Source organism: Streptomyces sp. NPDC012510, from assembly GCF_042955065.1.
In the GTDB taxonomy this organism is placed as follows: domain Bacteria; phylum Actinomycetota; class Actinomycetes; order Streptomycetales; family Streptomycetaceae; genus Streptomyces.
In genome coordinates this window covers 427,748-452,814 of the sequence record NZ_JBIBEN010000003.1, presented here as the reverse complement: position 1 = coordinate 452,814, position 25,067 = coordinate 427,748, and the positions used below count along the sequence as shown (strand labels likewise).

Annotated in this window: 23 protein-coding genes and 2 pseudogenes; 16 read left to right on the top strand and 9 right to left on the bottom strand. The window is 72.1% G+C overall.

Features of this window, described 5'->3' with window-relative positions; genetic code table 11:
• Positions 1-52 precede the first annotated feature (52 nt).
• Complete coding sequence (locus ACFY9I_RS07415) at positions 53-898, top strand: fused MFS/spermidine synthase (RefSeq protein ID WP_390997871.1); 846 nt, start codon at positions 53-55, stop codon at positions 896-898.
• Here the strand turns inward: ACFY9I_RS07415 and ACFY9I_RS07410 are convergent.
• Both ACFY9I_RS07410 and ACFY9I_RS07405 read right to left on the bottom strand, forming a co-directional pair.
• Positions 860-2,230: an MFS transporter gene (locus ACFY9I_RS07410; RefSeq protein ID WP_390997869.1), complete on the bottom strand. Its 1,371-nt coding sequence runs from the start codon at positions 2,228-2,230 to the stop codon at positions 860-862. The genes ACFY9I_RS07415 and ACFY9I_RS07410 overlap by 39 nt on opposite strands.
• A gap of 133 nt (positions 2,231-2,363) precedes the next feature.
• The gene (locus ACFY9I_RS07405) at positions 2,364-3,428 is read right to left on the bottom strand and encodes a hypothetical protein (protein ID WP_390997866.1); all 1,065 of its coding nucleotides are present in this window, start codon (positions 3,426-3,428) and stop codon (positions 2,364-2,366) included.
• 318 nt (positions 3,429-3,746) lie between these two features.
• Here ACFY9I_RS07405 and ACFY9I_RS07400 point away from each other — a divergent pair, with 318 nt between their 5' ends.
• Positions 3,747-4,184 (top strand): DUF4442 domain-containing protein, encoded by a 438-nt coding sequence (locus tag ACFY9I_RS07400; protein ID WP_390998114.1) that lies wholly within the window; start codon positions 3,747-3,749, stop codon positions 4,182-4,184.
• 541 nt (positions 4,185-4,725) lie between these two features.
• Positions 4,726-5,376 carry a VTT domain-containing protein gene (locus ACFY9I_RS07395; RefSeq protein WP_390997863.1) on the top strand — a complete coding sequence of 217 codons (651 nt, stop codon included), beginning with the start codon at positions 4,726-4,728 and terminating at the stop codon, positions 5,374-5,376.
• A 90-nt stretch (positions 5,377-5,466) separates the two neighbouring features.
• Here the strand turns inward: ACFY9I_RS07395 and ACFY9I_RS07390 are convergent, their stop codons facing one another.
• A complete protein-coding gene (locus ACFY9I_RS07390) occupies positions 5,467-6,009 on the bottom strand; it encodes a DapH/DapD/GlmU-related protein (protein WP_390998111.1) in 543 nt (180 codons plus the stop codon).
• A gap of 150 nt (positions 6,010-6,159) precedes the next feature.
• On the opposite strand from ACFY9I_RS07390, the gene ACFY9I_RS07385 reads away from it, so the two are divergent.
• Positions 6,160-6,906, top strand: coding sequence for a DapH/DapD/GlmU-related protein (locus ACFY9I_RS07385; protein WP_390997861.1), 747 nt, complete (start codon positions 6,160-6,162; stop codon positions 6,904-6,906).
• Positions 6,907-6,962: 56 nt separating this feature from the next.
• Here the strand turns inward: ACFY9I_RS07385 and ACFY9I_RS07380 are convergent.
• A pseudogene (locus ACFY9I_RS07380) lies at positions 6,963-7,160 on the bottom strand (hypothetical protein); the annotation flags it as partial.
• A gap of 69 nt (positions 7,161-7,229) precedes the next feature.
• On the bottom strand, positions 7,230-7,790 hold the full coding sequence (locus ACFY9I_RS07375) for an NAD(P)H-dependent oxidoreductase (RefSeq protein ID WP_390997859.1): 561 nt from the start codon (positions 7,788-7,790) through the stop codon (positions 7,230-7,232).
• A 118-nt stretch (positions 7,791-7,908) separates the two neighbouring features.
• Here ACFY9I_RS07375 and ACFY9I_RS07370 point away from each other — a divergent pair, with 118 nt between their 5' ends.
• The 3 genes from ACFY9I_RS07370 (at position 7,909) to ACFY9I_RS07360 (ending at position 11,320) form a co-directional block, all read left to right on the top strand.
• On the top strand, positions 7,909-8,622 hold the full coding sequence (locus ACFY9I_RS07370) for a TetR family transcriptional regulator (protein ID WP_390997856.1): 714 nt from the start codon (positions 7,909-7,911) through the stop codon (positions 8,620-8,622).
• A 116-nt stretch (positions 8,623-8,738) separates the two neighbouring features.
• On the top strand, positions 8,739-9,746 hold the full coding sequence (locus ACFY9I_RS07365) for an AAA family ATPase (protein WP_390997854.1): 1,008 nt from the start codon (positions 8,739-8,741) through the stop codon (positions 9,744-9,746).
• Entirely contained in the window at positions 9,743-11,320 is a 1,578-nt protein-coding gene (locus tag ACFY9I_RS07360; protein ID WP_390997851.1) for a VWA domain-containing protein, read from the top strand. Before ACFY9I_RS07365 ends, ACFY9I_RS07360 begins: the two co-directional genes overlap by 4 nt.
• Before the next feature lie 21 nt (positions 11,321-11,341).
• Here ACFY9I_RS07360 and ACFY9I_RS07355 read toward each other — a convergent pair whose 3' ends face one another.
• Positions 11,342-11,710, bottom strand: a complete 369-nt coding sequence (locus ACFY9I_RS07355) for a VOC family protein (protein WP_390997849.1) — start codon at positions 11,708-11,710, stop codon at positions 11,342-11,344.
• Between the two features lie 78 nt (positions 11,711-11,788).
• Between ACFY9I_RS07355 and ACFY9I_RS07350 the strand changes: the two genes are divergently transcribed.
• Positions 11,789-12,793, top strand: coding sequence for a universal stress protein (locus ACFY9I_RS07350; protein ID WP_390997847.1), 1,005 nt, complete (start codon positions 11,789-11,791; stop codon positions 12,791-12,793).
• Positions 12,794-12,825: 32 nt separating this feature from the next.
• On the opposite strand, the gene ACFY9I_RS07345 is transcribed toward ACFY9I_RS07350, so the two are convergent.
• The 3 genes and pseudogenes from ACFY9I_RS07345 to ACFY9I_RS07335 all read right to left on the bottom strand — a co-directional run bounded on the left by ACFY9I_RS07345 (position 12,826) and on the right by ACFY9I_RS07335 (position 14,573).
• The gene (locus ACFY9I_RS07345) at positions 12,826-13,803 is read right to left on the bottom strand and encodes a hypothetical protein (protein WP_390998132.1); all 978 of its coding nucleotides are present in this window, start codon (positions 13,801-13,803) and stop codon (positions 12,826-12,828) included.
• A 16-nt stretch (positions 13,804-13,819) separates the two neighbouring features.
• Positions 13,820-14,053, bottom strand: a pseudogene (locus tag ACFY9I_RS07340) (FxsC protein); the annotation flags it as partial.
• Between the two features lie 112 nt (positions 14,054-14,165).
• A complete protein-coding gene (locus ACFY9I_RS07335) occupies positions 14,166-14,573 on the bottom strand; it encodes a CoA-binding protein (RefSeq protein WP_390997845.1) in 408 nt (135 codons plus the stop codon).
• A gap of 268 nt (positions 14,574-14,841) precedes the next feature.
• On the opposite strand from ACFY9I_RS07335, the gene ACFY9I_RS07330 reads away from it, so the two are divergent.
• The 8 genes from ACFY9I_RS07330 to ACFY9I_RS07295 all read left to right on the top strand — a co-directional run bounded on the left by ACFY9I_RS07330 (position 14,842) and on the right by ACFY9I_RS07295 (position 25,048).
• On the top strand, positions 14,842-15,603 hold the full coding sequence (locus ACFY9I_RS07330) for a hypothetical protein (RefSeq protein WP_390997843.1): 762 nt from the start codon (positions 14,842-14,844) through the stop codon (positions 15,601-15,603).
• Positions 15,600-16,154 carry a histidine phosphatase family protein gene (locus tag ACFY9I_RS07325; protein WP_390997841.1) on the top strand — a complete coding sequence of 185 codons (555 nt, stop codon included), beginning with the start codon at positions 15,600-15,602 and terminating at the stop codon, positions 16,152-16,154. The genes ACFY9I_RS07330 and ACFY9I_RS07325 overlap by 4 nt, the downstream gene beginning before the upstream one ends.
• Before the next feature lie 59 nt (positions 16,155-16,213).
• Entirely contained in the window at positions 16,214-16,840 is a 627-nt protein-coding gene (locus tag ACFY9I_RS07320) for a YigZ family protein (RefSeq protein ID WP_390997839.1), read from the top strand.
• A gap of 207 nt (positions 16,841-17,047) precedes the next feature.
• On the top strand, positions 17,048-18,211 hold the full coding sequence (locus ACFY9I_RS07315; RefSeq protein ID WP_390997837.1) for an exonuclease SbcCD subunit D C-terminal domain-containing protein: 1,164 nt from the start codon (positions 17,048-17,050) through the stop codon (positions 18,209-18,211).
• A 52-nt stretch (positions 18,212-18,263) separates the two neighbouring features.
• On the top strand, positions 18,264-21,263 hold the full coding sequence (locus tag ACFY9I_RS07310) for an AAA family ATPase (RefSeq protein WP_390997834.1): 3,000 nt from the start codon (positions 18,264-18,266) through the stop codon (positions 21,261-21,263).
• A 1,051-nt stretch (positions 21,264-22,314) separates the two neighbouring features.
• Complete coding sequence (locus ACFY9I_RS07305; protein WP_390997832.1) at positions 22,315-22,494, top strand: hypothetical protein; 180 nt, start codon at positions 22,315-22,317, stop codon at positions 22,492-22,494.
• Between the two features lie 137 nt (positions 22,495-22,631).
• A complete protein-coding gene (locus ACFY9I_RS07300; protein WP_390997829.1) occupies positions 22,632-23,759 on the top strand; it encodes a pyridoxal-phosphate dependent enzyme in 1,128 nt (375 codons plus the stop codon).
• 41 nt (positions 23,760-23,800) lie between these two features.
• Positions 23,801-25,048, top strand: coding sequence for an MFS transporter (locus tag ACFY9I_RS07295; RefSeq protein ID WP_390998109.1), 1,248 nt, complete (start codon positions 23,801-23,803; stop codon positions 25,046-25,048).
• The last annotated feature ends 19 nt before the right edge of the window (positions 25,049-25,067 follow it).

Genomic DNA, 25,067 nt, shown 5'->3' with positions numbered 1-25,067 from the left:
CCCCTTCCAGGGGGCGCCCGCTGACCAAGGGCCCGCCCGGCAGAATGGGGCCGTGAACGAAGCCATACCCGTCTCCCGGGCCATCGACCAGGGAACCGCCAAGCTCATGCCCGACGTCGACCGGGACCGGGCCTGGCTGCTGACCGTGGACGGGGCGCCGCAGTCGTACGTCGATCTGGACGAGCCGACGCATCTGGAGTTCGAGTACGCGCGGCGGCTCGGGCACGTGCTGGACACGGTGGCGGAGCCAGGGCGGCCGCTCGACGTGCTGCATCTCGGCGGCGGCGCCCTCACGCTGCCCCGGTATGTGGCCGCCACTCGGCCGGGGTCCCGGCAGGACGTCGTCGAGTACGACCGGGGGTTGCTGGACCTGGTCGCCGAGCATCTGCCGTTGCCCCACGTCGCGGGCATCGGGTTGCACGGCGCGGACGCCAGGGAATGGCTCGAAGCCGCCCCCGCGGACTCCGTCGACGTACTCGTCGGCGACGTGTTCGGCGGCTCGCGGGTCCCGGCGCATCTGACGACCGTGGCGTACGCGCGGGCGGCCGAGCGGGTGGTGCGGGCGGACGGGGTGTACCTCGCGAACCTCGCCGACGCCGCGCCGTTCACGTTTCTGCGGTCGCAACTTGCCACGCTGAACACGGTGTTCGAGGAACTGCTGCTGATCGCCGAGCCGGCGGTGCTGCGCGGCCGGCGGTTCGGGAACGCCGTGCTGGTCGCCGCGCATCAGCCGCTCGACGTCGCCGCCCTGGCCCGGCGCACCGCCGCCGACGCCTTCCCGGCGAGGGTCGAGCACGGCCCGGCGCTGCGGGACCTCATCGGCGCCGCCGCCCCGGTGCGCGAGGAGGACGCCGTACCGTCACCCGAGCCGCCCGACGGGGCCTTCGGCATCGGCTGAGCCGGGCCCGGACTCAGGCCTGGAGTCAGGTTCAGAGTCAGGTCCGGAGTCAGGCCTGGAGTCAGGCCCGGTGCCGGACTCGGCGTCAGGGCCGGCGAGGGTCACCGGCTTGCTGTGCCGGGTCAGGTTCCGTACGTCCCGCACGCACAGGACCGCCGCCGTCGCCACCACGCACAACGCGGCGCAGCCCCACAGGGCGGCTGTACGCCCGAAGGCGCTCTCCGCCGGTCCGGCCAGCGCGGCGCCGAGCGGCACCATCGCCACCGAGCCGAACCAGTCGTACGCCGCGACGCGGGACAGCTTGTCCTCGGGGATCTCCTGGTGCAGCGCCGTCATCCAGGAGACACCGAACACCTCGATCGACACCCCGCTGACGAACATGGCCAGGCAGAGCACCTCGATCGGCACCGGCACGGCGAGCGCGGCGGAGGGCAGGGAGAACGGGAAGACGCAGAGGACGCCCACGAGGAGGAGGCGGCGTGGCTTCCAGCGGGCCATGAGCAGCGCGCCGACCGCGTTCCCGGCGCCGAACAGGGCCAGTGCCACGCCCCAGGGGCCGGCACCGCCGAGGCTGTCGCGGGCGACCTGTGGACCGTAGACCGAGTCGGCGGCGACGATGACCGCGTTCACGAGGGAGAACTGGACGACGATCGCCCACAGCCAGGTGCGGCCGGTGAACTCCCGCCAGCCGTCCCGCAGATCGGCGAGCAGTCCGCCGCCCGCCGAGCGCTCCGGTATGTGACTCACGTCGAGGAAGGCGCGCAGGGCGCCGGCGAGGGCGAACGCGGTGGCGTCCACCGCGAGCACCCAGCCGGGACCCATCACCGCGACCATCACGCCGCCGAGGGCCGCGCCGGTCATGGTCGCCCCCTGGGAGGCGAAGCGGAACAGGGCGAAGGCCCGACCCGCCTGCTCGGCGGTGACCGAGGACAGAAGCATGCCCTCGGCGGCCGGGTTGAAGAACGCCTGGCCGGTGCCGCCGAGCGCGGAGAGCAGCATCATCTGCCACAGGTGCGCCTCGCCGGTGAGCACGAGCACCGCGAACACGGCCTGGGACAAGCAGTTGAGGGTGTTGGCCGCGACCATCACGCGGTGCCGGGGCAGCCGGTCCGCGACCGCGCCGCCGATCAGCAGGAACAGCACCAGCGGCAGGGTCCGCGCCGCCGCGACCAGACCGACGTCGCCGCCGTCGCCGCCCGCCTCCAGGACCGCGAACGCGGCCGCGATCAGGGCGCCGTTGCTGCCCAGGTTGGTGACGACGGCGGCCGTCGTCAGCAGGGTGTAGTTACGGCCTGCCCAGGCGGGGCGGCGGAAGGCGGCGGGAGTCGTCACCTGCCGACTATCGCCGCCCCCGGTCCTGCTGCCAAACCGTTTCCTCGGGGCATACGGCCAGATCGGGCCAGGGGCACCCGGCCCCTGGGCACACGGCCCCCGGGCACCCGGCCCCTGGGTACCCGGTGGCGGCTCAGCCGCCCGTCGGGGTGCCGTACAGCCGCACCGTGCTGAGGATCTTCTTCACGGTCGCGTCCGGGACCTCGTCCTTGACGCCCTTGGCGCCGTGGAAGGTCCAGGAGACGTAGTCACCGGCCGAGTTCTTGAAGGCGAACGTGGTCGCCTTGCCGTCGGTGTCGCACTTGCCCTTCTTGGCGACACCGGTCGAGTACGTGGTCGCGACGCTGCCCTCGACACCGGACGCCGTGGTGTACGGCTCGGACTTGCCGATGGTCATCTTCTTCTTGGAGGCGTCCTTCTGGTCGGTGTAACCGCCGAAGACCCACCACGCCGAATCGTTGCGGGCGATGTCGTCGGGGCCCTTGGCGCCCTGCTGGCCCTTGGTGCCCACGCGGGCGAGGGAGGTCGTCTCCTCGTTGCCGTCCTTGTTCGTGTCGGACGTGCACCACTTCTCCTTGAGGATGGCGGGCGCCGACATGCCGATGAGGACCGACCCGTCCCCCTTCTCGGAGTCCTCGAAGCCGATGAAGGTGTCGGGCGACTGCACCTCCCACTCGGCGGGCACGTCGAAGGCCGTACCCCACTTGGGGTTGACGACGACCTTCCAGCCCTCGATGGTCGGCTTCGCCCCGGCGTCCTCGCCGCGCGGGTTGTCCTCGGTGCTCTCGGACGGCGTCGGTGAGGCGGAGACGGAGGACCCGGCCTGGGGCTCCGACTTGCCCTTGTCACCGTCGCCGCCGAGAACCAGGAAGCCCGTCACCCCGGCGGCCACGACGACCGCCGTCGCCGCCACGATCGCGACCAGCTTCGTCCGGTTGCCGCCGCCTCCGCTCGGCGGCACCGGCGGGCCCACCGGAGCCTGCTGGCCCCACTGCGGTTGCTGCCCGTACTGGGCCTGCTGGCCCGTGGACTGGTATCCGGGCTGCTGGTAGGGGTTGGGTTGCTGGTACCCCGGCTGCTGGTACCCCGGCTGTTGGTGTCCCTGGTGTCCCGACTGGTCGTACCCCGGCTGCTGGTACGGGTTCGGCTGCTTCGGATGGTGCTCGCCCCCGGGCGGCTGCTGCTGTCCTGGCCACATGGCTCGTAACCATAGAGGCGCCGGGGCGCGGGGTGCCACGGGCGTCCAGGAAGGCGCTTTGCACCAGGGACGAACATCGTCAAAACGCCCGCCGATGACGCGGTGGGCCCGCGCGCTGGAGCGTGGGCGCTTCCTCGCCGTGACCGTGCCCGGCGGCCTAAGGACCCACCCGAACTTGTTGGGCGCCCACTGGTCGGCGGCCCCTTCCGAGTCCTCCGCGCTTCTGGCGACCTGGCGGCACGACAACGACGATCACCCTGCCGTACCTGGTCACAGGGGCCTACTCATGGGTAACATCCGCATATGAGCGCAGACCAGATGTCGATCGGCGAGATGCTCGCCGCCACGGTTCCGATGGCCAGGACCCTGAACCTGGAATTCCTGGAGACCACGCCCGAGAAGGCCGTGGTGTCGCTGCCCGATCAGGGGGAGTTCCACAACCACGTCGGCGGGCCGCACGCCGGAGCCATGTTCACGCTCGGCGAGTCGGCGAGCGGGGCGATCGTGCTCGCCGCGTTCGGGGAGCAGCTCTCCCGCGCCGTGCCGCTCGCGGTCAGTGCGGAGATCGCGTACAAGAAGCTCGCGATGGGGCCGGTGACCGCCACCGCAACGCTGGGCCGTCCGGCGGCCGAGGTCGTCGCCGAACTCGACGCCGGCCGGCGCCCGGAGTTTCCCGTCACCATCGCCATCCAGCGCGCCGACGGCGCCCTGACCGGCGAGATGACCGTCGTCTGGACCCTGCGACCCAACGCCTGATCCGCCGCCCGGGACGGACTGCCCCAGGGGCCCGTGACCTGTGGCGCCTTACTGTCCGTGCAGCCGTCGCGGCCGTACGCCGAGGGGCGGCGGCCGACGCGCCCGCTCTTGAGGGCGCCGACCAGGACGAAGGCCGGCTTTTCGGCTTCGCCCGCGACGGGGTCGGCGTCCCGCTCTCGGTCCGCCGACCGCGATCTCCTTCTTCACCTCGTCTTCGCGACCTCGGCCCCGACTTTGGACTTCGGACTTCGGGCCTCGGGCTTCGGGCTCCGCGCCTCGGGCTTCGGGCTCCGCGCCTTGGGCTTCGGAGCGTTCCGCGCCGCTCGCGATCCCGGACGAGGCGGCGAGATACCTACCCCGGGACCGGTGGAGAGCGCGGCCACGCACTGAGCGCTTCCGTGCACGGTGAGCACCGGTGTGCCTGTGGGGCAACTTGTGGGGCTCCGTCGTCGTCCGAGTAAGCGGGTAGGCTGCCCCGGCGCGCGCTCCGCCGCGAGCGCGTGCCGGGGGCCCTAGAACCGCTACACGGGAGGAACCGGCTTTGCACGTCCAGGAGTGGCTCGAAAGCGTGCCCCCGCTCGCCATCTATCTGCTGGTGGGTGTGGTCATCGGCCTGGAGAGCCTGGGAATTCCGCTGCCGGGCGAGATCATCCTGGTCTCCTCCGCGCTGCTCGCCTCCCAGCACGGCGAGATCGACCCGTTCGTCCTCGGCGCCTGCGCCACCGCCGGCGCGATCATCGGCGACTCCATCGGCTACGCCATCGGCCGCAAGGGCGGACGCCCCCTGCTGGCCAAGCTGGGGCGGAAATTCCCCAAACACTTCAGCGAGAGCAACATCGCCGTGGCCGAGCGTTCCTTCGACCGGTGGGGCATGTGGGCGGTCTTCTTCGGCCGCTTCATCGCCCTCCTCCGCATCTTCGCCGGCCCCCTCGCCGGCGTTCTCCAGATGCCCTACTGGCGCTTCCTCGTCGCCAACGTCCTCGGCGGCATCCTCTGGGCCGGCGGCACCACCGCCGTCATCTACTACGTCGGCGTCGTCGCCGAGGCCTGGCTCAAGCGTTTCTCCTGGCTGGGCCTGGTCCTGGCGGTCCTGATCGGCGTCACCTCGATGCTGGTGATCAAGCGCAAGGCGAAGAAGGCGGCGGAGAAGGCGGAGGCGATCGAGGGGGACCTCGTGGCCGCCGGGGACTAGCTGGCTCCCGAAGGGGCGGTTGCCGACAGGGGAGGCCGTCCAAGAGGGCGCGGGACGGAGTGACCAGCCACGTCCAGCCCGCGGTTCGGCCTACACGCCGTACTCCTCCTGCGCCTGCCGGTGCGCCGTGGCCAGCTCCGTGTAGTGCGTCCCGTTCAACGTCACCAACTCGCGTTCTTCGTCGGTGAGGGGCCGCTTGACCTTCGCCGGTACCCCCGCGACCAGCGACCCCGGCGGCACCCGCATCCCCTGCGGCACCAACGCCTGCGCGGCCACCAGGGACCCCGCGCCGACCACCGCGCCGTTCAGCACGGTCGCGCCCATCCCGATGAGACAGTCGTCCTCGACGGTCGCCCCGTGCACCACCGCGTTGTGCCCGACGGACACCCGCTCGCCGATGGAAACCGGGAAACCGAGGTCGACGTGCAGTGTGCAGTTGTCCTGGATGTTGGAGTCCGCGCCGATCACGATCGGCTCGAACTCTGCTCGCAGCACCGCCCCGTACCAGACGCTCGCGCCGGGCCGCAGGGTCACATCGCCGATCACCACCGACGTGGGTGAGACGAAGGCGGCCTCCTCCACGTCCGGCTTGTTGCCGCCGAATGTCGTGATCAGGGCCCGCTGCCGGTTCATCGACGCCTCCTGGTGGTGGCCGTGGTGGCCGTGGTGGCCGTGGGGATCAGTCCTCACCCGCACCGTAAGCCATGGGGAGGGCATCGCGTGGGGTGAAGATCACAGCCGTGCGGCGTCATCCGGGTGCCGCCCGGTGAGTACGGTGAGCGGGTGCCGAAGAGTAAGAACACGTTCTCGTCCTGGCGGAGCCGCCTGGCGCAGCGGGCCGTCCACGCGGGCTGGGCGTGGGCGCAGCGCACGGGGTCGGTGACGGCCGAGCGGCCCGGTCGGTTCCGCTTCGGGGCGATGGGAACAGGTACCAGACTCGCGTTTCCGCTGGGCACGGTCTTCGGTGAGCCGTGGATCCATCTGGGCGCTCACTGCATCATCGGCGAACAGGTCACGTTGACCGCCGGGTTGATGCCGGACCTGGACCTGGGGGCCGAGCCGATCCTGCGCATCGGTGACGGGGTCGTCCTGGGGCGGGGAAGCCATGTCATCGCCGACACGACCGTCACCATCGGCAGTGACTGTTATGTCGGGCCGTATGTGTATGTGACGTCCACCAATCATTCGTACGACGATCCGCATGAGCCGATCGGTAAGCAGTGGCCGCGGATGGATCCGGTGTCCATCGGGCCGGGGTGCTGGATCGGTACGGGGGCGGTGATCCTGCCGGGGGCGCGGATCGGGCGGAACGTGGTGGTGGCGGCCGGGGCGGTGGTGCGGGGGGTCGTGCCGGATCATTCGGTGGTGGCCGGGGCGCCCGCGAAGGTGGTGCGACGGTGGGATCCGGTCGGGGGGTGGGAGCCGCCGATCCGGACGCCCGCGCCCGTACCGATTCCTGACGGGGTCACTCCGGAGCAGTTGGCGGCGTTGGCTGAGTGGGATGCGGAGGGAGCGGGGGAGTCCGCCTGAGGGGCGCGGATGTCGGAGGGGTCGACGCGTGCGGGTGGTGAGGGCTTGGCCCGGCGGCCCTTGACTCGCGGGCCGCCCGCGAGGACGCCCCCGACGGCCGCCAGGATGCCGACGAACTGCGGCAGGCCGGGCCGCTCGCCGAGGAGTAGGCCCACGCCCACGGGGACCGCCACGCCCAGGGAGCCGAGCGGGGAGACGACGCCCATTGGACCCAGGGCGAGCTCCTTGCGGAACGCGAGCATCGCGACCGGTCCGGTCGGAACGCCGCCGCCGGATCCCGGGCGTGTGGCCCGGAACCCGGCGATGTGTCGTGCGGTGCCGGCTCAGGCGGCGACGGTGCCCGCCTGGCTGGTCAGCTGCTTCAGGACCTGGGTAAGACCGGTGACGACCTCGGCGTCGTCGGCCGGGTGCGTCTCGGCGAAGCGGACCACGGAGCCGGGGACGGAGAGCTTGGCGTCCTCCAGGACCGTGCCACCGGCGATGCCGACGGCCTTGCGGGCCTCGTCCTGCGCCCACACGCCGCCGAACTGGCCGAACGCGGTGCCGACGACGGCGACCGGCTTGCCGGTGAAGGCGCCGGCGCCGTACGGGCGGGACAGCCAGTCGATGGCGTTCTTCAAGACCGCCGGGATCGTGCCGTTGTACTCGGGCGAGAAGAGCAGGAAGCCGTCGGCGCGGCCGGCGGCCTCACGCAGTCGAGCGGCGGTCGCCGGGAGGGCGGCCTCGGTGTCCGTGTCCTCGTTGTAGAACGGGACCTCGGCCAGACCCTCGTACAGCTCGATCTCGACGCCCTCCGGGGCGTGCTTCACGGCGGCCTCGGCGAGCTGGCGGTTGTGCGAACCGGCGCGAAGGCTACCGACGAGCGCGAGGATACGTACGGACATGAGCTGACTCCTAGCAGGGATGGGCGAAGGGAAAGCTAAACGGACCGGGGTCCGTTGAAATTTGTAGCACTTATACGGACCGCGGTCCACTTCGTGTGGTGAGCGTTACGCTCTTTTCATGAAAGAGTCGCTGCCGCCCTTCCCGGCGCCTCAGGAAACCGGCCCCCTCGACGGGCTGCTGAGCCTCGCCCCGACCGCCACCGACCGGCCCCGACTGCGCGCGGACGCGGCCCGAAATCGCTCCCGGTTGCTGGAGGTCGCCGCCCGGCTCGCGGCGGAGTGCGGGGCCGCGAACCTGACCATGGAGGCCGTGGCGACCGCCGCCGAGGTGGGCAAGGGCACCGTCTTCCGGCGCTTCGGAGACCGGTTCGGCCTCATGGTCGCGCTCCTCGACCACCATGAGCGGGAGCTCCAGGGCGCGTTTCTGACCGGCCCGCCGCCCCTTGGCCCCGACGCGCCGCCCGTCGAGCGGCTCCGGGCGTTCGGTGCGGCCGTGATCCGGCATGAGCACGCCCACCGCGACCTCTACCTCGCCGCCCGCGCGGACGTGTCGCGCCTGCACGCCAACCCGGCTGCCCAGCTCCGCCTCGCGCATCTGTGCATGCTGCTGCGCCGGGCCGGGATGACAGGCGACATCGAGCTGCTGGCGCAGACCCTGCTCGGCTATCTGGACATCAACCTCGTCGACCACCTGGTGGAGCGGCGAGGGATGTCGCTCGACCGGCTGGAGCTGGGCTGGGGGGACCTGGTGGAGCGGCTGCTCGCGGCACGCGACTCCGAACACGACTCCGAACACGACTCCGGAGGCGACTCCGGAGGTGCGCGTCGGTGACCGGGAGGGCGACCGTACGGCGGGATGAGCGGAGCGACAGAGTAAGCGAGCGCTTGGTAACTTGGAGGTGGGTGTCGGGGAGCGGCCTCGCACGACGTGCGTGAAGGAGCGGGGACATGAACGAGGGGACGGGCGAGGCAGACGGCGGGACGGGCGAGGCCGACGGCGGGACCGGCGGGACGGGTGCGGCTAGCGTGTCCGGCCGGGAAGCCGAGTCCGGCCGGGTCCGTGGAGCGGGCGTCGAGGGGCAGTCCGAGGCCGTCGGTACCGGGTTCTTCTCCTCCGTGGACGATGTCACCGCGCGGCTCGCCGAGGCGGGGTACCTGGCCTCCGCGGCCGTCGCCACCACCGTCTTCCTGGCCGACCGGCTCGGCAAGCCCCTGCTGGTGGAGGGCCCGGCGGGCGTCGGCAAGACCGAACTGGCCAAGGCCGTCGCCCGGGTCGGCGGCGCGCGTCTGGTCCGGCTGCAGTGCTACGAGGGCATCGACGAGTCCCGCGCCCTGTACGAGTGGAACCACGCCAAGCAACTGCTGCGCATCACCGCCGGGCGCGACGAGGCCTGGGACGAGACCCGCACCGACATCTTCAGCGACGAGTTCCTGCTCACCCGCCCCCTGCTGACCGCCATCAGGGGCGACGAGCCGACCGTGCTCCTCATCGACGAGACCGACAAGGCGGACGTCGAGGTCGAGGGGCTGCTGCTGGAGGTCCTGAGCGACTTCCAGGTCACCGTGCCCGAGCTGGGCACGATCACCGCCACCCGGCGCCCCTTCACGGTCCTCACCTCCAACGCCACCCGTGAACTCTCCGAGGCGCTCCGCCGCCGCTGTCTCTTCCTCCATCTGGACTTCCCCGAAGCCGAGTTGGAGCAGCGGATCGTACGGCTGAGGGTGCCCGGTCTCGACGGCACGCTCGCGGACTCCCTGGTCCGTGTGGTCGGCGCGCTGCGCGAGATGGAACTGCGCAAGGCGCCCTCCGTCGCCGAGACCATCGACTGGGCCCGCACCCTGCTGGCCCTCGGCGCCGACACCCTTGACGAGAGCGTCGTACGGGACAGTCTGGGCGTGATCCTCAAGCACCAGGACGACATCGAGAAGGCCACGCGGAAGCTGACGCTGGTATGACCATCGAAGCCCGTGGTGAGAGCGCCGGTGCCGCCCCGGGCTCGCCGTTGGCCGGGCGGCTGACCGCGTTCGTACGGGCGTTGCGCGGCCACGGGATACGGATCGGTCCCGGCGAGACCGTGGACGCGGCCGCCGTTCTGGAGGTGCTGGGTCTGGCCGACCGGGAGCGGATCCGGGAAGGGCTGGCGGCAGCGCTGCTGCGCGCCGACCGCCAGCGTGCCGTGTTCGACGCGGCCTTCGACCTGTACTTCCCGCTCGGCGTGGGGGAGTTGACGGCGGCGGGGGACGCGCCCGCCAGGGACCGCGACGAACTCCGCGAACGGCTCGCCGAGGCGCTGGCCGCCAATGACTCGGCCGCCCTCACCCGACTCGCCGGTGAGGCCGTGGACCTGCTGGGCCACTACGGCTCCCCGGGCTCGGACGGCTGGTCCGCCCACCAGACCCTGGACCGCCTCCGGCCACAGACACTGCTGGCGCGGATCCTGGCGGGTCTGGGCGATGTCAGGGAGGGCGACTTCTCCGGTGCCGGTGCCGGTGCCGGTGCCGGATCCGGTGAGGAATCGGCCGGTGGGTCCGGCGGTGGGTTCCGGATGGGATTCGGCGGCGGTCTCGCGTTCGGCTCGGGAGGGGGCTCGGGAACGGAGACCGGCTTGGGCTCTGGTTCCGGTCCTGGCTCCGGCTTCGGGTCGGGGGGGTTCACCGATCGGCTGGACGCCGACGAGATCCGGCGCCGTATCGAGGACTTCCGCAACCGGGTGCGCAGCGAGGCGCGACGGCGGGTCGCCGAGCGACGGGGAGCGGAGGCGATCGCTCGGCGGGGCATCGCGCCGAGCGCCGACCAGGTCGACTTCCTCATCGCCAGCCGCGAACAACTCGTCGAACTGCGCCGTACCGTCCAGCCGTTGGCCCGCAAGCTCGCGACCCGGCTCGCCGCCCGGCGGCGCAGGGCAGCGCGCGGCCAGATCGACATCCGGCGCACGCTGCGGCGGTCGCTGTCCACCGGGGGCGTTCCGCTGCGCCCGGCGTACCGGCGACACCGGCCCGCGCGGCCGGAGATCGTGCTGCTGTGCGATGTGTCAGGATCGGTCGCCGGGTTCGCGAACTTCACGATGCTGCTGGTGCAGGCGATGCGCGACCAGTTCAGCAAGGTGCGGGTCTACGCCTTCGTCAACCGTGTCGACGAGGTCACCCGGCTCGTCACCACGGGCGAGGCCGACCCCGCCGAACTCGGTCGGCGGATCGCCGCCGAGGCGGCCATCGCCGGATGGCACGGCAGCAGCGACTACGGGGCCGCGCTCGGGGAGTTCGCCGAACGCCACCTCGACGCGGTGGGCCCCCGTACGTCGGTGATCGTCCTCGGCGACGCCCGCACCAACGGGTTCGACCCCAACGCGGCGGCCCTGCGGCGCGTCGTGGCCCGTGCCCGCCGTGTCCACTGGCTGAACCCCGAACCGCCGGGCCAGTGGTCGACGGGCGACTCCGCCGCCCACCTGTACGCCGAGATCGTCGACATGCACGCCTGCCGGAACGCCCGGCGGCTGGGGGAACTGGTGACCCGGTTGCTGCCGGTGTGAGGTGCGGGGTGGCGCGCCCGGTCAATCCCGGCCGGTGTCGATCACACAGAAGAGGTTGCCCTCGGTGTCGGCGAGCACGACGAAGTCGGCGTCCTCCGGGTAACCGTCCCAGTCCACGCGGCGCGCTCCCAGCCCTGGAAGTCGCGCGACCTCGGCCGCCTGGTCCTCCGCGTCACCCGCGTAGAGGTCCAGGTGCACCCGCGGGCGCTCCTGGACCGGGGTCTCGCTGGAACCGAGCGAGATCTGGACGCCGGTCCCTCGCGGGTTCGCCAGGACGACCCAGTCGTCCTCCGGCTCCTCGCGCGGGACGTACCCGAGGGCCCGCGTCCAGAACGCGGTGGCCCGCCGTACGTCGGAGGCACCCATCACCACGGAACCGATGGTCAGCATGGTCCGATTCTCGCCCCTGCGGATCCGGTCCGCTGCGGAGATGCTGGAAGCAGACCTCGACCTCAGGAGGTGCGAACCATGTCCCGCACCGTCACCGTGGGCCTCGACGGTTCACGCGAGAGCCTGGCCGCCGCCGAGTGGGCCGCCCGGGAGGCACGGCTTCGCGCACTGCCGCTGCGGCTGGTCAATGTCTGGGAGCCGGTACCCGAGCCGATGGGGAGGGCGCCGATGCTGGGGGCGCCGACGTCGGGGGCGCTGGCGGCGACGTCAGGTCGGCGGGGGGAACAGGACGGGCCGGGCCGGGGTGCGCCCGGTGGAACGGGGGCGGGGAAAACCCTGACGGACGCGGCGGAAAGGATTCGGCTGCGTCACCCCGGTGTCGACGTCGGCGTCGAGCAGCTGACGGGACGGGCGTCGGAGGCGCTGGTGGACGCCGCTCAGGGGGCTGAGCTCCTGGTCCTGGGCTCACGGGGTCTGAGTGGGGTCGCCGGTTTTCTGCTCGGTTCCGTCGGACTGCATGTCGTCGCTCATACCGAACGGCCCGTCGTTCTCGTACGGGCCGGGCGAGGGGCCGGGGTGAGGGCCGCGGACGAGTATGCGCCCGGCCCGGCCGACTCCACGGTCGCCGACTCACCGGCCGCCGAGGCTCCGCTACGGCCCGTGGCGCTCGGCCTGGACACCGCGCATCCGGATCCCACACTGATCCGGTTCGCGTTCGAGGCCGCCGCGTCGCGGGGGACGGCGTTGCGGATCCTGCACGACTGGAGTCCGCCGGCCCACTCGGGTCTTCGGGAACGCCCCGGGATGGACGCCGATCTCGACGCCGACCTGGGGCGTGTGCAGGCTGTCGCGCTGACCGAGGTGCTGCAGCCGTGGCGCCGGGAATTCCAGGGGGTCGAGGTGGTGGAGGAGTCCCGGCGGGGCAAGGCGGTGGACCACCTGCTGGAGGCGTCCCTGGAGGCTTCCCTGCTTGTCGTCGGACGGCGGGTTCGCCACTCACCGCTGGGGGCGCGCATCGGTCCGGTCGTGCATGGGGTGCTTCACCATGCGCGGGTGCCCGTGGCGGTCGTCGCGCACGGCTGAGGCCAGGAGCCCGACGAACGCGCGCCGCACGGTCACAGCGGGTCCTCCTGTCCGGCGGCCGCCGCGTTGAGGATGCCGTACAGGTCGGGGAGGGCGGTCTCCCGCTCCTCCGGGGCGAGTTCGGCCATGACCACCCGTTGCACGAGACGGTGGACGCGGAGCGAGTCCCCTGCTGTGTCGATCTCGGCCAGACACAGCCTGGTCAACTCCGCCACCAGCCCGTCGAGTCGGGACACGTCGACGAGCGAGGCGTCGTAGGAGCGGAGCGTGTCGAGGGCCGCGCCACTCCGTATGGCGGTCAAGGACAGCGACAGCGGGGCGAAGCGGCAGCACAGTTGGAGCAGCCGGTGCGCGGCCGGGGAACTCTTCCGCAGGGCCGCCTCCGCGAACCGGGCGGGCCCCTCCGACGCGTCCGGCCCCGTGCCACCGGCCTCCCGGCCCTTCTCGCCGAGCATCAGCCCTGCCAGGTACTTCCCGACGGCATTCTCCGCCCCGGCACCGGCGAGCCAGCCGCCCGCCTGGTCCAGCGCCAGCGGGGGCACCTCACCGAGTGCCGTCGCAAGGTCGTCCGCAGCCACCGGGTCCAGTGACGGCACTCGGCCGAGGAGGAGTTCGGCGCTCTCCTTCGGCCCCATCCGTTCCGGCACCAGTGGATGCCCCAGCTTCTCCCACTTCGCGTCCCGCGCGGTGAGCAGGGTGCGGCCCGGCCCCGACGGGAGGAGCCCCGCGAGCGCGTCAGGGTCGGTGGCATCGTCGTACACCACGAGCCAGCGGCCGTACGGGGAGCCCGTTTGCAGGACACCGAGCGCGCGTTGGGCCGCCGCGTCGACGCCGTCCGTCCAGGGCAGCCCCGGACGGCGGGGGCAGTCCGGACGGCGAGCGAGACGGGCCAGCGCGGTCGCGGCGAGATTCCGGGTGACCGCCGGGACCCACCACACCAGGTCGTAGTCCGCGCGGAACCGGTGGACGTACTCGATCGCCAACTGCCGGCGGCCCATGCCCAGGGTCACGGAAGCGGACCTTGAAGTCCATGGAGCGGACGACGTCCTCGGCATGGTGGCCGAGTGGCACGGCCGACTTCGGGTGGCAGGGGTTCCAGCCACGGGGACGGTCCCCGTAGTAGTCGGGCTCCCGGCCCGGAGACAGGTCGGCCCGGGAACAGGCGATGACCGAGACGTCGAACAGTGGCCGCCTGTCCTCCGAACGGAACGCGCTGGGCAGTGACTCGTAGTCCGGGTGCGGGTTCCCTTCCTCCAGCACGGCCTCGTGGGCCACGCGCACGGTCCGCTTGGCCAGCAGGTACACCGCGCGCTCGTACTCGTCGCGGAAACAACGCAGTTTGGTCAGCCCGTTTGTAGAGGGGGGCCGTTCCTCAGCCCAGGCGCGGGATCTCGATGGCCGGGCAGCGGTCCATGACCATGTCCAGGCCGGCTTCGCGGGTGCGGTGGTAGGCGTTCTCGTCGATCACGCCGAGCTGGAACCAGACGGCCTTGGCGCCGATGCCGGTGGCTTCGTCGGCGATGGGGCCCGCCAAGTCGCTGTTGACGAAGACATCGACGACGTCCACCGGGAAGGGGATGTCGGAGAGGGAGGCGTAGCCCTGCTCGCCGTGGACCGTCTCCGCCTTGGGGTGCACGGGAACGACGCGCTTACCGTAGCGCTGGAGGACCTGCGCGACGCCGTACGCCGCGCGGTCGCGGTTGTTGGACAGGCCGACGACGGCCCAGGTGTCGCCGACTTCCGTGAGGATCTTGCGGATCGTGGCGGGGTCGCCGTACATGTGCCGTCTCCTCTATTCGTCCAGGGCCCCTGTTGCGGCCGCGGTCAAGACCCCGGCCGATGGGGGCTGCCTGCGGCAACAGCGGGGGACGCCGGGCGATTCCCGGCCGGTGCGCCGGATGCGCCGGATGCGCGGATGCGCGGATGCGCCGGATGCGGCGGATGGGGCGGAGGCCGTGACCCGTGCTCGGGGAGGCCGCCGATGTTCTGCTGCGCTGAATGGTGCCGTCAGTACTGCGTTCGGCCGTTCTCGCGCCTACGCTCACCCCGTGCTGCGTATCACCGACGCCCGGACCGGCGAGCCCGCCGAGATCCGCAGGGCGCTCACCCGGGTCCACGCCCATGTGCCGAGGAACGACGCCTCGGCCCTGCGTGTCCTGCTGGTCGCCGATGTCCTCGCCCGTGCCCTGGAACTGGGCGGGAGCCCCGTCCTCCTCGTCGCCGACCCGCCGAGCGCGTTGCGTGAGCGCGCCGACGACCTCGGTATCCGGCCGAGCGAGGCCGTGGGGACGAGGGGAGGGCAGCGGGTGCTGCATGTGGTTGGTGGTGGTTCCCGTTTCGGCTCCGGTTACGGCTCCGGCTCCGGTTCCGGGGCGTCCGTGGGTGATGACACCGCCGGCATCACCGACACCTCCGACACCGAGGTCACTGTCGAGGTCGCTCCCGTGGTCGGACCCGAGGAGTCGGCCGCGTCGGGGGCCTCTCTTCGGCTCGCCCTCCTCACGCGACCCCGCCGTACACCCGTGAACCTCGACGCCGCCGCCCTGGCGGAGGCCGTCGACGCGCTCGACCACTGGCGGAAGGCGGTGGCGGCCTGGGCGACGAAGCCGTCGAGGCCGGTCCCCGACGACGCGCGCCAGGCACTGCGCGCCGCGTGGGAGGACGACCTCGACGTGGTCGCGGTGCTCGGTGTCCTGCGGGACGTGGAGAAGGCGGAGGAAGTGCCGGACGGCGCACGGTTCGAGACGTACGCCTACGCGGACCGGCTCCTCGGTCTGGAGCTCACCCGCGAGATCGGAGCATCGGCATGAGCGCGCGCGCCGGAGTGGGCCCCCTGCGCAGACTGGTCGTCTTGCGGCACGCCAAGTCCGCCTGGCCGATGGGCGTACCCGACCACGAGCGGCCCCTGGCGCCGCGCGGACGCCGTGACGCCCCCGCTGCCGGGCGCGCCCTCCTCGAGGCGGACTGCCTGCCCGACCTGGCCGTGTGCTCCACGGCCGTCAGGGCCCGCCACACCTGGGAGCTGGCCGCCGCGCAGTGGGGCACACCACCGTCCGTACGGTACGACCGGCGGGCGTACGCGGCCGATGTGCCGAAGCTGCTTCGCGTGGTGCGCGAGGCCCCGGACGAGGTGCGGACGCTGCTGCTCATCGGCCACAACCCCGGTCTGGAGGAGCTGGTCCTAGACCTGGCCGGGGACGCCCTCGACGACGCCCTGGACGACGTACGGACCAAGTTCCCCACCTCGGCCATCGCCTTCCTCTCCTGGCGGGGCGAGACCTGGGCCTCGCTGGCTCCGGGCACCGCCCTGCTGACGGACATGATCGTGCCCAGGGGCAAGAAGACGAAGCGGAAGCAGTAGCAGCGGTCGGCGACGAGGCCGCGCGCGAACGGGCCGCGGCCTGCGCATAGGCTGGCCGGATGCAGGACGAGTACCGCACCGTCGCCCGGGCCGGCGTGCACGAGACCGAGGTCAACCGCTCCCGGTTCCTGTGCGCGCTCGCACCCGTGGCGAACGAGCAGGAGGCCCAGGAGTTCGTGGCGGCCGTCCGCAAGGAGCATGCCGACGCCACGCACAACTGCTACGCGTACGTCATCGGCGCCGACGCGGCCGTCCAGAAGGCGAGCGACGACGGGGAACCCGGCGGCACCGCCGGTGTCCCCATGCTGCAGATGCTGTTGCGGCGGGACATGCGGTACGTCGTCGCCGTCGTCACCCGGTACTACGGCGGGGTCAAGCTGGGTGCGGGCGGCCTCATCAGGGCGTACGGCGGTGCCGTGGGCGAGGCGCTGGACGCGCTCGGCGGCATCACGCGCCGGCGCTTCCGGCTGGCCACGGTGACCGTCGACCACCAGCGCGCCGGCAAGGTCCAGAACGACCTGCGGGCCACCGGCCGCGAGGTTCGCGACGTGCGCTACGGGGAGGCCGTGACCATCGAGATCGGACTTCCCGACGCCGACGTGGACGCCTTCCGCACCTGGCTCGCCGACATCACCGCGGGCACGGCCGGGTTCGAACTCGGTGGAGAGGCCTACGGGGACGCGTGAGACGTGAGGCGTGAGGGCGACGGCTGAGACGTGAGGCGTGAGACGCGACGGAGAACTCGTCGAGGGGGAGCCCTCGTCGGGTGAGCGAGCCCACACGGTTCGCGGGGCACGCGCGCGAGGAGTGTGGGTGGGGTGAGGGTGGCGTACTCGGGTCGGTTCGCCAAGGGCCGCCCGTGATGTCCGACCCGCCTGTTAGGTTCGGGGATCATGAGGCTGCTGCACACTTCCGACTGGCATCTGGGTCGGGCGTTCCACCGGGTGAACATGCTCGGTGCGCAGGCCGAGTTCATCGGTCATCTCGTCACGACCGTGCGGGAGCGCGAGGTGGACGCGGTGCTCGTGGCGGGGGACGTCTACGACCGGGCGGTGCCGCCCCTGGCCGCCGTCGAACTCTTCGACGACGCACTGCACCGCCTGGCCGACCTGGGCGTGCCCACCGTGATGATCTCCGGGAACCACGACTCGGCGCGGCGGCTGGGCGTGGGTGCGGGCCTCATCGGCCGTGCGGGTATCCATCTGCGGACGGCGGCCTTGGCGGCCGGGACCCCGGTGGTCCTGCCGGACGCCCACGGCGACGTCGCCCTCTACGGGCTGCCGTATCTCGAACCCGCCCTGGTGAAGGACGAGTTCGCGGTGGGGAAGGCGGGCCACGAAGCGGTCCTCGCCGCCGCCATGGACCGGGTCCGTGCCGACCTGGCCACGCGCCCGGAGGGCACCCGCTCCGTCGTCCTGGCCCATGCCTTCGTCACCGGTGGCGCGCCCAGCGACAGCGAGCGGGACATCTCGGTCGGCGGTGTCTCCTCCGTACCGGCCGGGGTCTTCGACGGTGTCGACTACGTGGCACTGGGCCATCTGCACGGCAGCCAGACCCTCACCGACCGCGTCCGCTACTCCGGCTCCCCGCTGCCGTACTCCTTCTCCGAGGCCGCCCACCGCAAGAGCATGTGGCTCGTCGACCTCGGCGCCGACGGCTCGGTGGACGCCGAGCGGATCGACTGCCCCGTGCCGCGCCCGCTCGCCCGGATCCGGGGGCGGCTGGAGGACCTGCTCGCCGACCCCGAGCAGGCGCGCCACGAGGAGGCGTGGATCGAGGCCACCCTCACCGACCCGGTGCGCCCCGCCGAGCCCATGGCCCGGCTCTGCGAGCGCTTCCCGCACACGCTCAGCCTCGTCTTCGACCCCGAGCGCGCCCCCGGCGACCCGGACGTCTCCTATGCCCGGCGCCTGGCCGGCCGTGACGACCAGGAGATAGCCGAGGACTTCGTGGCCCATGTGCGCGGCACCGGCCCGGACGAGCATGAACGGACCGTGCTCAGGGACGCGTTCGACGCGGTACGGGCCGACGAGACGGTCCGCGAGGTCGCCCGGTGAGCCGTTCGTACCCGTTGTGCCCGTTGTGTCGGCGCGGCATGGAAGAGGACCGATGAGACTGCACCGGCTCGACATCACCGCCTTCGGCCCCTTCGGCGGCGCCCAGAGCGTCGACTTCGACGACCTCTCGGCGGCCGGGCTGTTCCTGTTGCACGGCCCGACCGGCGCCGGCAAGACCTCGGTCCTGGACGCCGTCTGCTACGCGCTGTACGGCTCGGTGCCGGGCGCTCGGCAGAGCGGCCAGGGCATGACCCTGCGCAGCGACCACGCCGAACCCGCGACACGCACCGAGGTCCGCCTCGAACTCACCGTAGCCGGACGGCGCTTGGAGATCACCCGGCAGCCGCCCTGGGAGCGCCCCAAGAAGGGCAATCGCTCGGGCACGACGGTCGACAAGGCGCAGAGTTGGCTGCGCGAGTACGACGCGGTGGCGGGCTCGTGGAAGGACCTCAGCCGCTCCCATCAGGAGATCGGCGAGGAGATCACCCAGGTCCTGGGGATGAGCCGGGAGCAGTTCTGCCAGGTCGTGCTGTTGCCGCAGGGGGATTTCGCGCGTTTTCTGCGCGCGGACGCCGAGGCGCGGGGCCGGCTGCTCGGGCGTCTCTTCGACACCCAGCGCTTCGCCGCCGTCGAGAAGCGGCTCGCTGACAGGCGCCGCGCCACCGAGGCCCAGGTGCGCGAGGGCGACACGGACCTGCTCGCCGACGCCCACCGGATGCAGCAGGCGGCGGGGGACGCCCTCGACCTTGAGCTGCCGGGACTGGCACCAGCCGACCCCGGTCTCGCCGAGGCCGTGCTGGGCTGGGCCGCCGTCGCCCGCAGCACCGCCCGCGAACGGCTGACCATCGCCCACTGCGCACGGTCGGCGGCCGAGTCGGCGCGGGCAACCGCCGAGCGAGCTCTGGACGACGTACGCGAAGTGGCGCGGTTGCAACGCCGGTTCGACGAGGCCCGGGAGCGGGCCGCCCGGCTGGAGGAGGCGGCCGGGGCTCACCAGGAGGACCGGGCGCGGATGGAGCGGGCCCGCAAGGCGGAGGCCGTGGCGCCCGCGCTGGAGCTGCGGGACGAGGCCGAGGCCGCGTACCGCTGGGCGAGGGCGAACGAGGAAGACGTGCGTGCGCGACTGTCGGGGACGTACGCCGAGGCCGGTGCCGTCGGGCTCGCCACCGCCGCCCGCAAGGCGTCAGAGGAGCTGGGCGGCCTGGAGGCGGCCCGCCGTGCGGAGCGGCGGCTGGCCGTACTGCGCACCGAGCAGGCGGAGCTGGACGACGAGGAGCGCGCCGACGACGACGTCCTCCAGGACGCCGAGGGCTGGCTGGCCGAGTGGGAGACGACTCGGGCGGAGCTGCGGACGCGTATCGAGTCCGCCCAGGAGGCCGCCACCCGCGCCGAACAGCTCGCCGCGCAGCGGGAATCCGAGCAGAAGCGGCTTGGGGCCGCCCGGCAACGGGACCAGCTCGGACGGGACACGGAGGACGCCCAGGCGCGGGTGCTCCGGCTGGCCGGGCGAGCGGTCGACGCGCGCGCCCACTGGCTCGATCTGAAGGAGCAGCGGCTGACGGGCATCGCGGCGGAGCTCGCCGCCGAACTCGTCGAGGGGCAGCCGTGCGCCGTGTGCGGTGGCACGGAACACCCCGAGCCGGCCCGGAAGGTCGCCGGGCACGTCGACCGCGAGACGGAGGAGCGGGCGCTCGCCGCGTTCCAACGGGCCGACGAGGAGCGTACCGAGGCGGAACGGCGACTGGGCGTGGTACGGCAGGCGTACGCGGCCGCGAGTGCCGAGGCCGGTGACGTGCCGACAGCGCACCTCGTCTCGCTGGTGGAGGAGTTGGAGGGACGGTACGCCCGGGCGCGGGCGGACGGCTCCGGACTGCATAGCGCGCAGGAGGCCCTGCTGCACGCCGAACGGGAGCGCGACCGGCGGATCGCCGACCAGCGGGAGGCGGCGGTGCGGGCCGCGTCCCGCAACACGCGGCGGGATGCGCTGGATCGGGAAAGGGATGCTCTGGAAGGTGAGTTGACCCAGTCTCGGGGTGACGCCGAGAGTGTGGCAGTCCGGGCCGCGCAGCTGGAGCGGCTGGCCGCGCTCCTCACCGAGGCCGCCGAGGCCGTGCGGGTGGCAGACGACACCGCGCAGCGCCTCAAGGACGCCGACGCGCGTCTCGCCGACGCGGCCTTCCGCGCCGGGTTCGACACTCCGCAGGCCGCTGCCGCCGCCGTACTGGACGACACCGCCCACCGCGAGCTCCAACGCCGCCTCGACGCCCGCCAGTCGGAGGAGGCGGCCGTGCGGGCCGTCCTCGCCGAGGCCGACACGGCGGCAGCCGCCCAGCGGCCGCCCGTCGACCTCGAGGCCGCCGAACGGCGCGCGGCGGCAGCGGCCCGGCGGCTGCAGGACACCGTCTCCGCGTGGGACGCCGCCGAGCGGCGCGGCGCCGAACTGGACCGGCTGTCCGCGCGGGCCACCGCCTCCGTACGCCGGCTGGCGCCGCTTCGGGAGGAGTACGACCGCGTCGCCGGCATGGCGGGGCTGGCCGCCGGAACCTCCGCCGACAACGAGCGCAAGATGCGTCTGGAGGCGTACGTCCTCGCCGCCCGTCTGGAGCAGGTCGCCGCCGCCGCGACCGTACGGCTCCAGCGCATGTCCTCCGGCCGCTACACCCTCGTCCACTCCGACGACCGGGCCGGACGCGGTCGCAGTGGGCTGGGACTGCATGTCGTGGACGCCTGGACCGGCCGGGAGCGGGACACGGCCACGCTCTCCGGCGGCGAGACGTTCTTCGCCTCTCTCGCGCTCGCCCTCGGCCTCGCCGACGTCGTCACCGACGAGGCGGGCGGCGTACGCCTCGACACCCTCTTCATCGACGAGGGCTTCGGCAGCCTCGACGACCAGACCCTCGACGAGGTTCTCGACGTCCTCGACGCACTGCGTGAACGCGACCGCAGCGTCGGCATCGTCAGCCATGTCGCCGACCTGCGGCGCCGGATCCACGCGCAGTTGGAGGTGGTGAAGGGCAGGACCGGGTCCGTGGTGCGGCAGCGTGGTCAGTGATCGGGAGGCCGTCGGGGAGCGGTGAGGAGAGAGCACTCGCCGCAGCAAACAAGCCAATCATCTGACGAGTTGACCCGGTGTTCCGGCACCGGTGGTCGATCACTGCCCGTGGGCCGCTAGGATCACGGCATGGTTACGGCTTGGTCGCCCTGGCGCGTCGTCAGGACCTGCTCCGGTGCGGGTCCTCTGCTGCGTGTGTCGGCCTTGGCCGTGCTCCTGTTCGGCCTCCTCGTGACGCACGGCGTGCACGTGGAGGGTGTCAAAGGACACCTCTCCGTCGGCGCGACGGCCTTGACCGCAGCATCGGACGGCGGTGCCCGTCATGCAGTCGTCGAGCCTGCGGTGCTGTCCGCCGTGGATGCCGACGATCATCATGGGGGCCATGGGGGCCATGGGGCGTCACATCCCGGTGAGCACTGTGTATCCGGGCAGCCTCAGCAGGCTTCTGCGCTGGTAACGCCCTGCTTCGCGACGTCCGTTCGCGAATCGACCAGTTCCTACGACGCTTCCTCCCTCCGAGGGCCTGCCACTGGCGGTCCCACGGACGCTGAGTCTCCCGTGGCTCTCAGAGCAGCCTCCGTGATACAGCAGGTCTAGAGGTACGCAGTTCCTCCAACCGGCTTGCCGGATCTCCATGGTTCGGTTGGTCGGCTGGTATCGCGCGATGAGCGTTCTGCCCCGTTGTCGTGATGGGGCGTCACGTTCGTCGGAGCCGTCCTGACCCCACCCATGCCTGCGCCTCACGCCTTGCTCGCCGGAGACGTGGCAGCATCGCGGAGGACCTGTGTCGACCCGTTCCCGTTCGCTCGTGCATGCCCTATGGGCCCTGTGCGGCTCGTCGTTGTCCCGCCGATTCGTCTCGGCGATCCACGGCGCCCTCGTGATGGCGCTCGTGCTCTGCGCCGTCCTGCATGGCTTGTCCGAGGAAACGCACGAGTCGGTGACTGTGCCTGCGGCGTTGTCGGCGACGGCAACGGACCAGGACCCTCATGGGCTCCAAGCTCCTCATGGGCCCCACGCTCCCCATGGGACCGAGGAGTGCGCGGCGGACGTGATCGTGCGCACCGCTGCCCAGCCGGCCGAGAACCTGGCCCTCGGCGCGATGGCCGTCGTACTCCTTGCCGTGTCCACGGTGGTGGGGAGGCCCCTCGTACGGCGTGAACGCCGTAGACGTCGCAGCGCACGCACCGGCCGCGCGGCGCTCGTTCGTACGTCGCGGTGGCGGATATAGAGCACTCGCTCGCAGCCGACCGACTTCACGGCTGCCGCGTGCCCATGGCCTGGGCGCGGACGCATGGTCCGCCCTGTGGCCAGGACGCGCGAGATGAACCGCACCGGTATTCGTCGAGCGAGAGTGAACACACAGACATGCAGTCATTGACCAAGGCCGCGACCCCCTCCGGCCACTCCGCCTTGTCCGGGCTGGTGGGCAACACCCCGCTGCTGCGGGTGTCGGAGCCGCTGGCCCCGAGCGGGCGCGGCTTCTGGGCGAAGCTCGAAGGGTTCAACCCCGGCGGTATCAAGGACCGTCCGGGCCTGCACATGGTGGAGCGGGCCCGGGCGCGTGGCGACCTGCGGCCCGGCGGGCGGATCATCGAGTCCACCAGCGGGACATTGGGACTGGGGCTGGCTCTGGCCGGGATGGTGTACGGCCATCCGGTCACCCTGGTCACCGATCCCGGGTTGGAGTCGTCCATGACCCGGCTGCTCACCGCGTACGGCGCTCGGGTCAACGTCGTCTCCGAGCCGCACCCCACGGGCGGCTGGCAGCAGGCCCGCCGCGACCGCGTGCAGCGGCTGCTGGAGCAGCACCCCGGGTCCTGGTGCCCGGACCAGTACAACAACCCCGACAACGTCGCCGCATACACCCCCCTGGCTCTTGAACTCGCCTCCGAGATGGGCCACATCGACGTGCTGGTGTGCAGCGTCGGCACCGGCGGCCACTCGGCCGGCGTCTCCCGCGTCCTGCGCCAGCTCTACCCCGAGCTGATCGTCGTCGGCGTGGACACCATCGGCTCCACAATCTTCGGCCAGCCGGCCCGACCCCGCCTGATGCGCGGACTCGGCTCCAGCATCTACCCCCGCAACGTCGCCTACGAGAACTTCTCCGAGGTGCACTGGGTGGCCCCGCACGAGGCCGTGTGGACGTCCCGCCAACTGGCCGCCTCCCACTACGCCACCGGCGGCTGGAGCGTCGGCGCGGTCGCGCTGGTGGCCGGCTGGCTGGCCCGCACGATGCCGGCGGACGCACGGATCGTCACGATCTTCCCCGACGGTCCGCAGCGATACCTGGGGACCGTCTACGACGATGACTACTGCGCCGCCCACGGCCTGCTGGAGTCGCCCCCGGCACCCGAACCGGAGCTGCTCGGCCGCGTGGACGAGAAGGAGGTCACCCGCTGGACCCGGTGCACCACTGTCGTCGATCCTCTCACTCTGCAAGGCGCTCAGGACGCGTCGGACGTCGAGTACGACGCTTCGGAGGAGGACCGGTGAAGGGGCTGGTCCGGTCGTACGAAGGCAGCGTCCAGTTGTTGATGGTGAACCAGTTCACCATCAACCTCGGCTTCTACATGCTGATGCCCTATCTGGCTGCCCACCTCTCCGGCACCCTCGGGCTGGCCGGCTGGATCGTCGGACTCGTCCTCGGCGTACGCAACTTCAGCCAGCAGGGCATGTTCCTCATCGGGGGCACACTCGCCGACCGGCTCGGCTACAAGCCGCTGATCGTCGCCGGATGCGTGCTGCGCACCCTCGGCTTCACGATGCTCGCACTGGTCGATTCCCTGCCCGCCCTGCTGGCGGCATCCGCGGCCACCGGGCTGGCCGGGGCGTTGTTCAACCCGGCCGTGCGGGCGTACCTCGCGGCCGACGCGGGGGAGCGCAGGGTCGAGGCGTTCGCCTTGTTCAACGTGTTCTACCAGGCGGGCATTCTGCTCGGTCCCCTGGTCGGTATGGTGCTGACCGGGGTGGACTTCCGCATCACCTGTCTGGTGTCGGCCGGGATCTTCGCGCTGCTGAGCATCGTGCAGATCCGCGCGCTGCCCGCCCGGAGGCCGGCGGACGCCACGCGGCAGGACGCTCACGCCGGCCAGGGTGTGCTCGCCCAGTGGCGCGGCATCCTCGCCAACCGGCCGTTCCTGCTCTTCTCCGTCGCCATGATCGGCTCGTACGTCCTGTCTTTCCAGGTCTACCTGGCGCTGCCGCTGGAGGTACGTCGGCTCGGCGGCGACGGGGAGTTCGGCACGGCGGCGGTGGCGATGCTCTTCGCCGTCTCAGGGCTGACCACGATCCTCGGTCAGACGCGAGTGACCGCGTGGTGCAAGGCACGGTACGAGCCAGGGCAGGCGCTCGTGCGCGGGCTGGCGGCGATGGGACTCGCCTTCGTGCCCCTGCTCGTCGCCACCGCCGTGCCGGTACCGGAGTCCGGGGTCGGGCTGTGGCTGCTCGCGGCGGTTCCGCCGACGCTGGCCGCGCTGCTGCTGGCCATCGGCACGATGATCGCCTACCCGTTCGAGATGGACACCATCGTCCGCCTCTCCGGTGACCGCCTCGTCGCCACCCACTACGGGCTGTACAACACGATCTGCGGCATCGGTATCACCGTCGGGAACCTCGGCACGGGGGCCGCGCTCGACGCCGCCCGCGCGGCCGGGATGCCCGCGCTGCCCTGGATCACGCTGTGCGCACTCGGCCTCGCGTGCGCGGCCGCCCTGTACGGCCTGCACAGCACCGGCCGACTGGCGGCGCCGCCGACCTGTGCGCGGCCCGCCGCGACCGTCTGACCCACCGGCCCACCGGCCC

Excerpts from the sequence above, each read along its gene's own strand:
- ACFY9I_RS07405 (WP_390997866.1), bottom strand. The coding sequence starts at position 3,428 with ATGTGGCCAGGACAGCAGCAGCCGCCCGGGGGCGAGCACCATCCGAAG.
- ACFY9I_RS07400 (WP_390998114.1), top strand. The coding sequence starts at position 3,747 with ATGTCGATCGGCGAGATGCTCGCCGCCACGGTTCCGATGGCCAGGACC.
- ACFY9I_RS07390 (WP_390998111.1), bottom strand. The coding sequence starts at position 6,009 with ATGAACCGGCAGCGGGCCCTGATCACGACATTCGGCGGCAACAAGCCG.
- ACFY9I_RS07375 (WP_390997859.1), bottom strand. The coding sequence starts at position 7,790 with ATGTCCGTACGTATCCTCGCGCTCGTCGGTAGCCTTCGCGCCGGTTCG.
- ACFY9I_RS07370 (WP_390997856.1), top strand. The coding sequence starts at position 7,909 with ATGAAAGAGTCGCTGCCGCCCTTCCCGGCGCCTCAGGAAACCGGCCCC.
- ACFY9I_RS07365 (WP_390997854.1), top strand. The coding sequence starts at position 8,739 with ATGAACGAGGGGACGGGCGAGGCAGACGGCGGGACGGGCGAGGCCGAC.
- ACFY9I_RS07360 (WP_390997851.1), top strand. The coding sequence starts at position 9,743 with ATGACCATCGAAGCCCGTGGTGAGAGCGCCGGTGCCGCCCCGGGCTCG.
- ACFY9I_RS07355 (WP_390997849.1), bottom strand. The coding sequence starts at position 11,710 with ATGCTGACCATCGGTTCCGTGGTGATGGGTGCCTCCGACGTACGGCGG.
- ACFY9I_RS07350 (WP_390997847.1), top strand. The coding sequence starts at position 11,789 with ATGTCCCGCACCGTCACCGTGGGCCTCGACGGTTCACGCGAGAGCCTG.
- ACFY9I_RS07335 (WP_390997845.1), bottom strand. The coding sequence starts at position 14,573 with ATGTACGGCGACCCCGCCACGATCCGCAAGATCCTCACGGAAGTCGGC.
- ACFY9I_RS07325 (WP_390997841.1), top strand. The coding sequence starts at position 15,600 with ATGAGCGCGCGCGCCGGAGTGGGCCCCCTGCGCAGACTGGTCGTCTTG.
- ACFY9I_RS07320 (WP_390997839.1), top strand. The coding sequence starts at position 16,214 with ATGCAGGACGAGTACCGCACCGTCGCCCGGGCCGGCGTGCACGAGACC.
- ACFY9I_RS07315 (WP_390997837.1), top strand. The coding sequence starts at position 17,048 with ATGAGGCTGCTGCACACTTCCGACTGGCATCTGGGTCGGGCGTTCCAC.
- ACFY9I_RS07310 (WP_390997834.1), top strand. The coding sequence starts at position 18,264 with ATGAGACTGCACCGGCTCGACATCACCGCCTTCGGCCCCTTCGGCGGC.
- ACFY9I_RS07300 (WP_390997829.1), top strand. The coding sequence starts at position 22,632 with ATGCAGTCATTGACCAAGGCCGCGACCCCCTCCGGCCACTCCGCCTTG.
- ACFY9I_RS07295 (WP_390998109.1), top strand. The coding sequence starts at position 23,801 with ATGGTGAACCAGTTCACCATCAACCTCGGCTTCTACATGCTGATGCCC.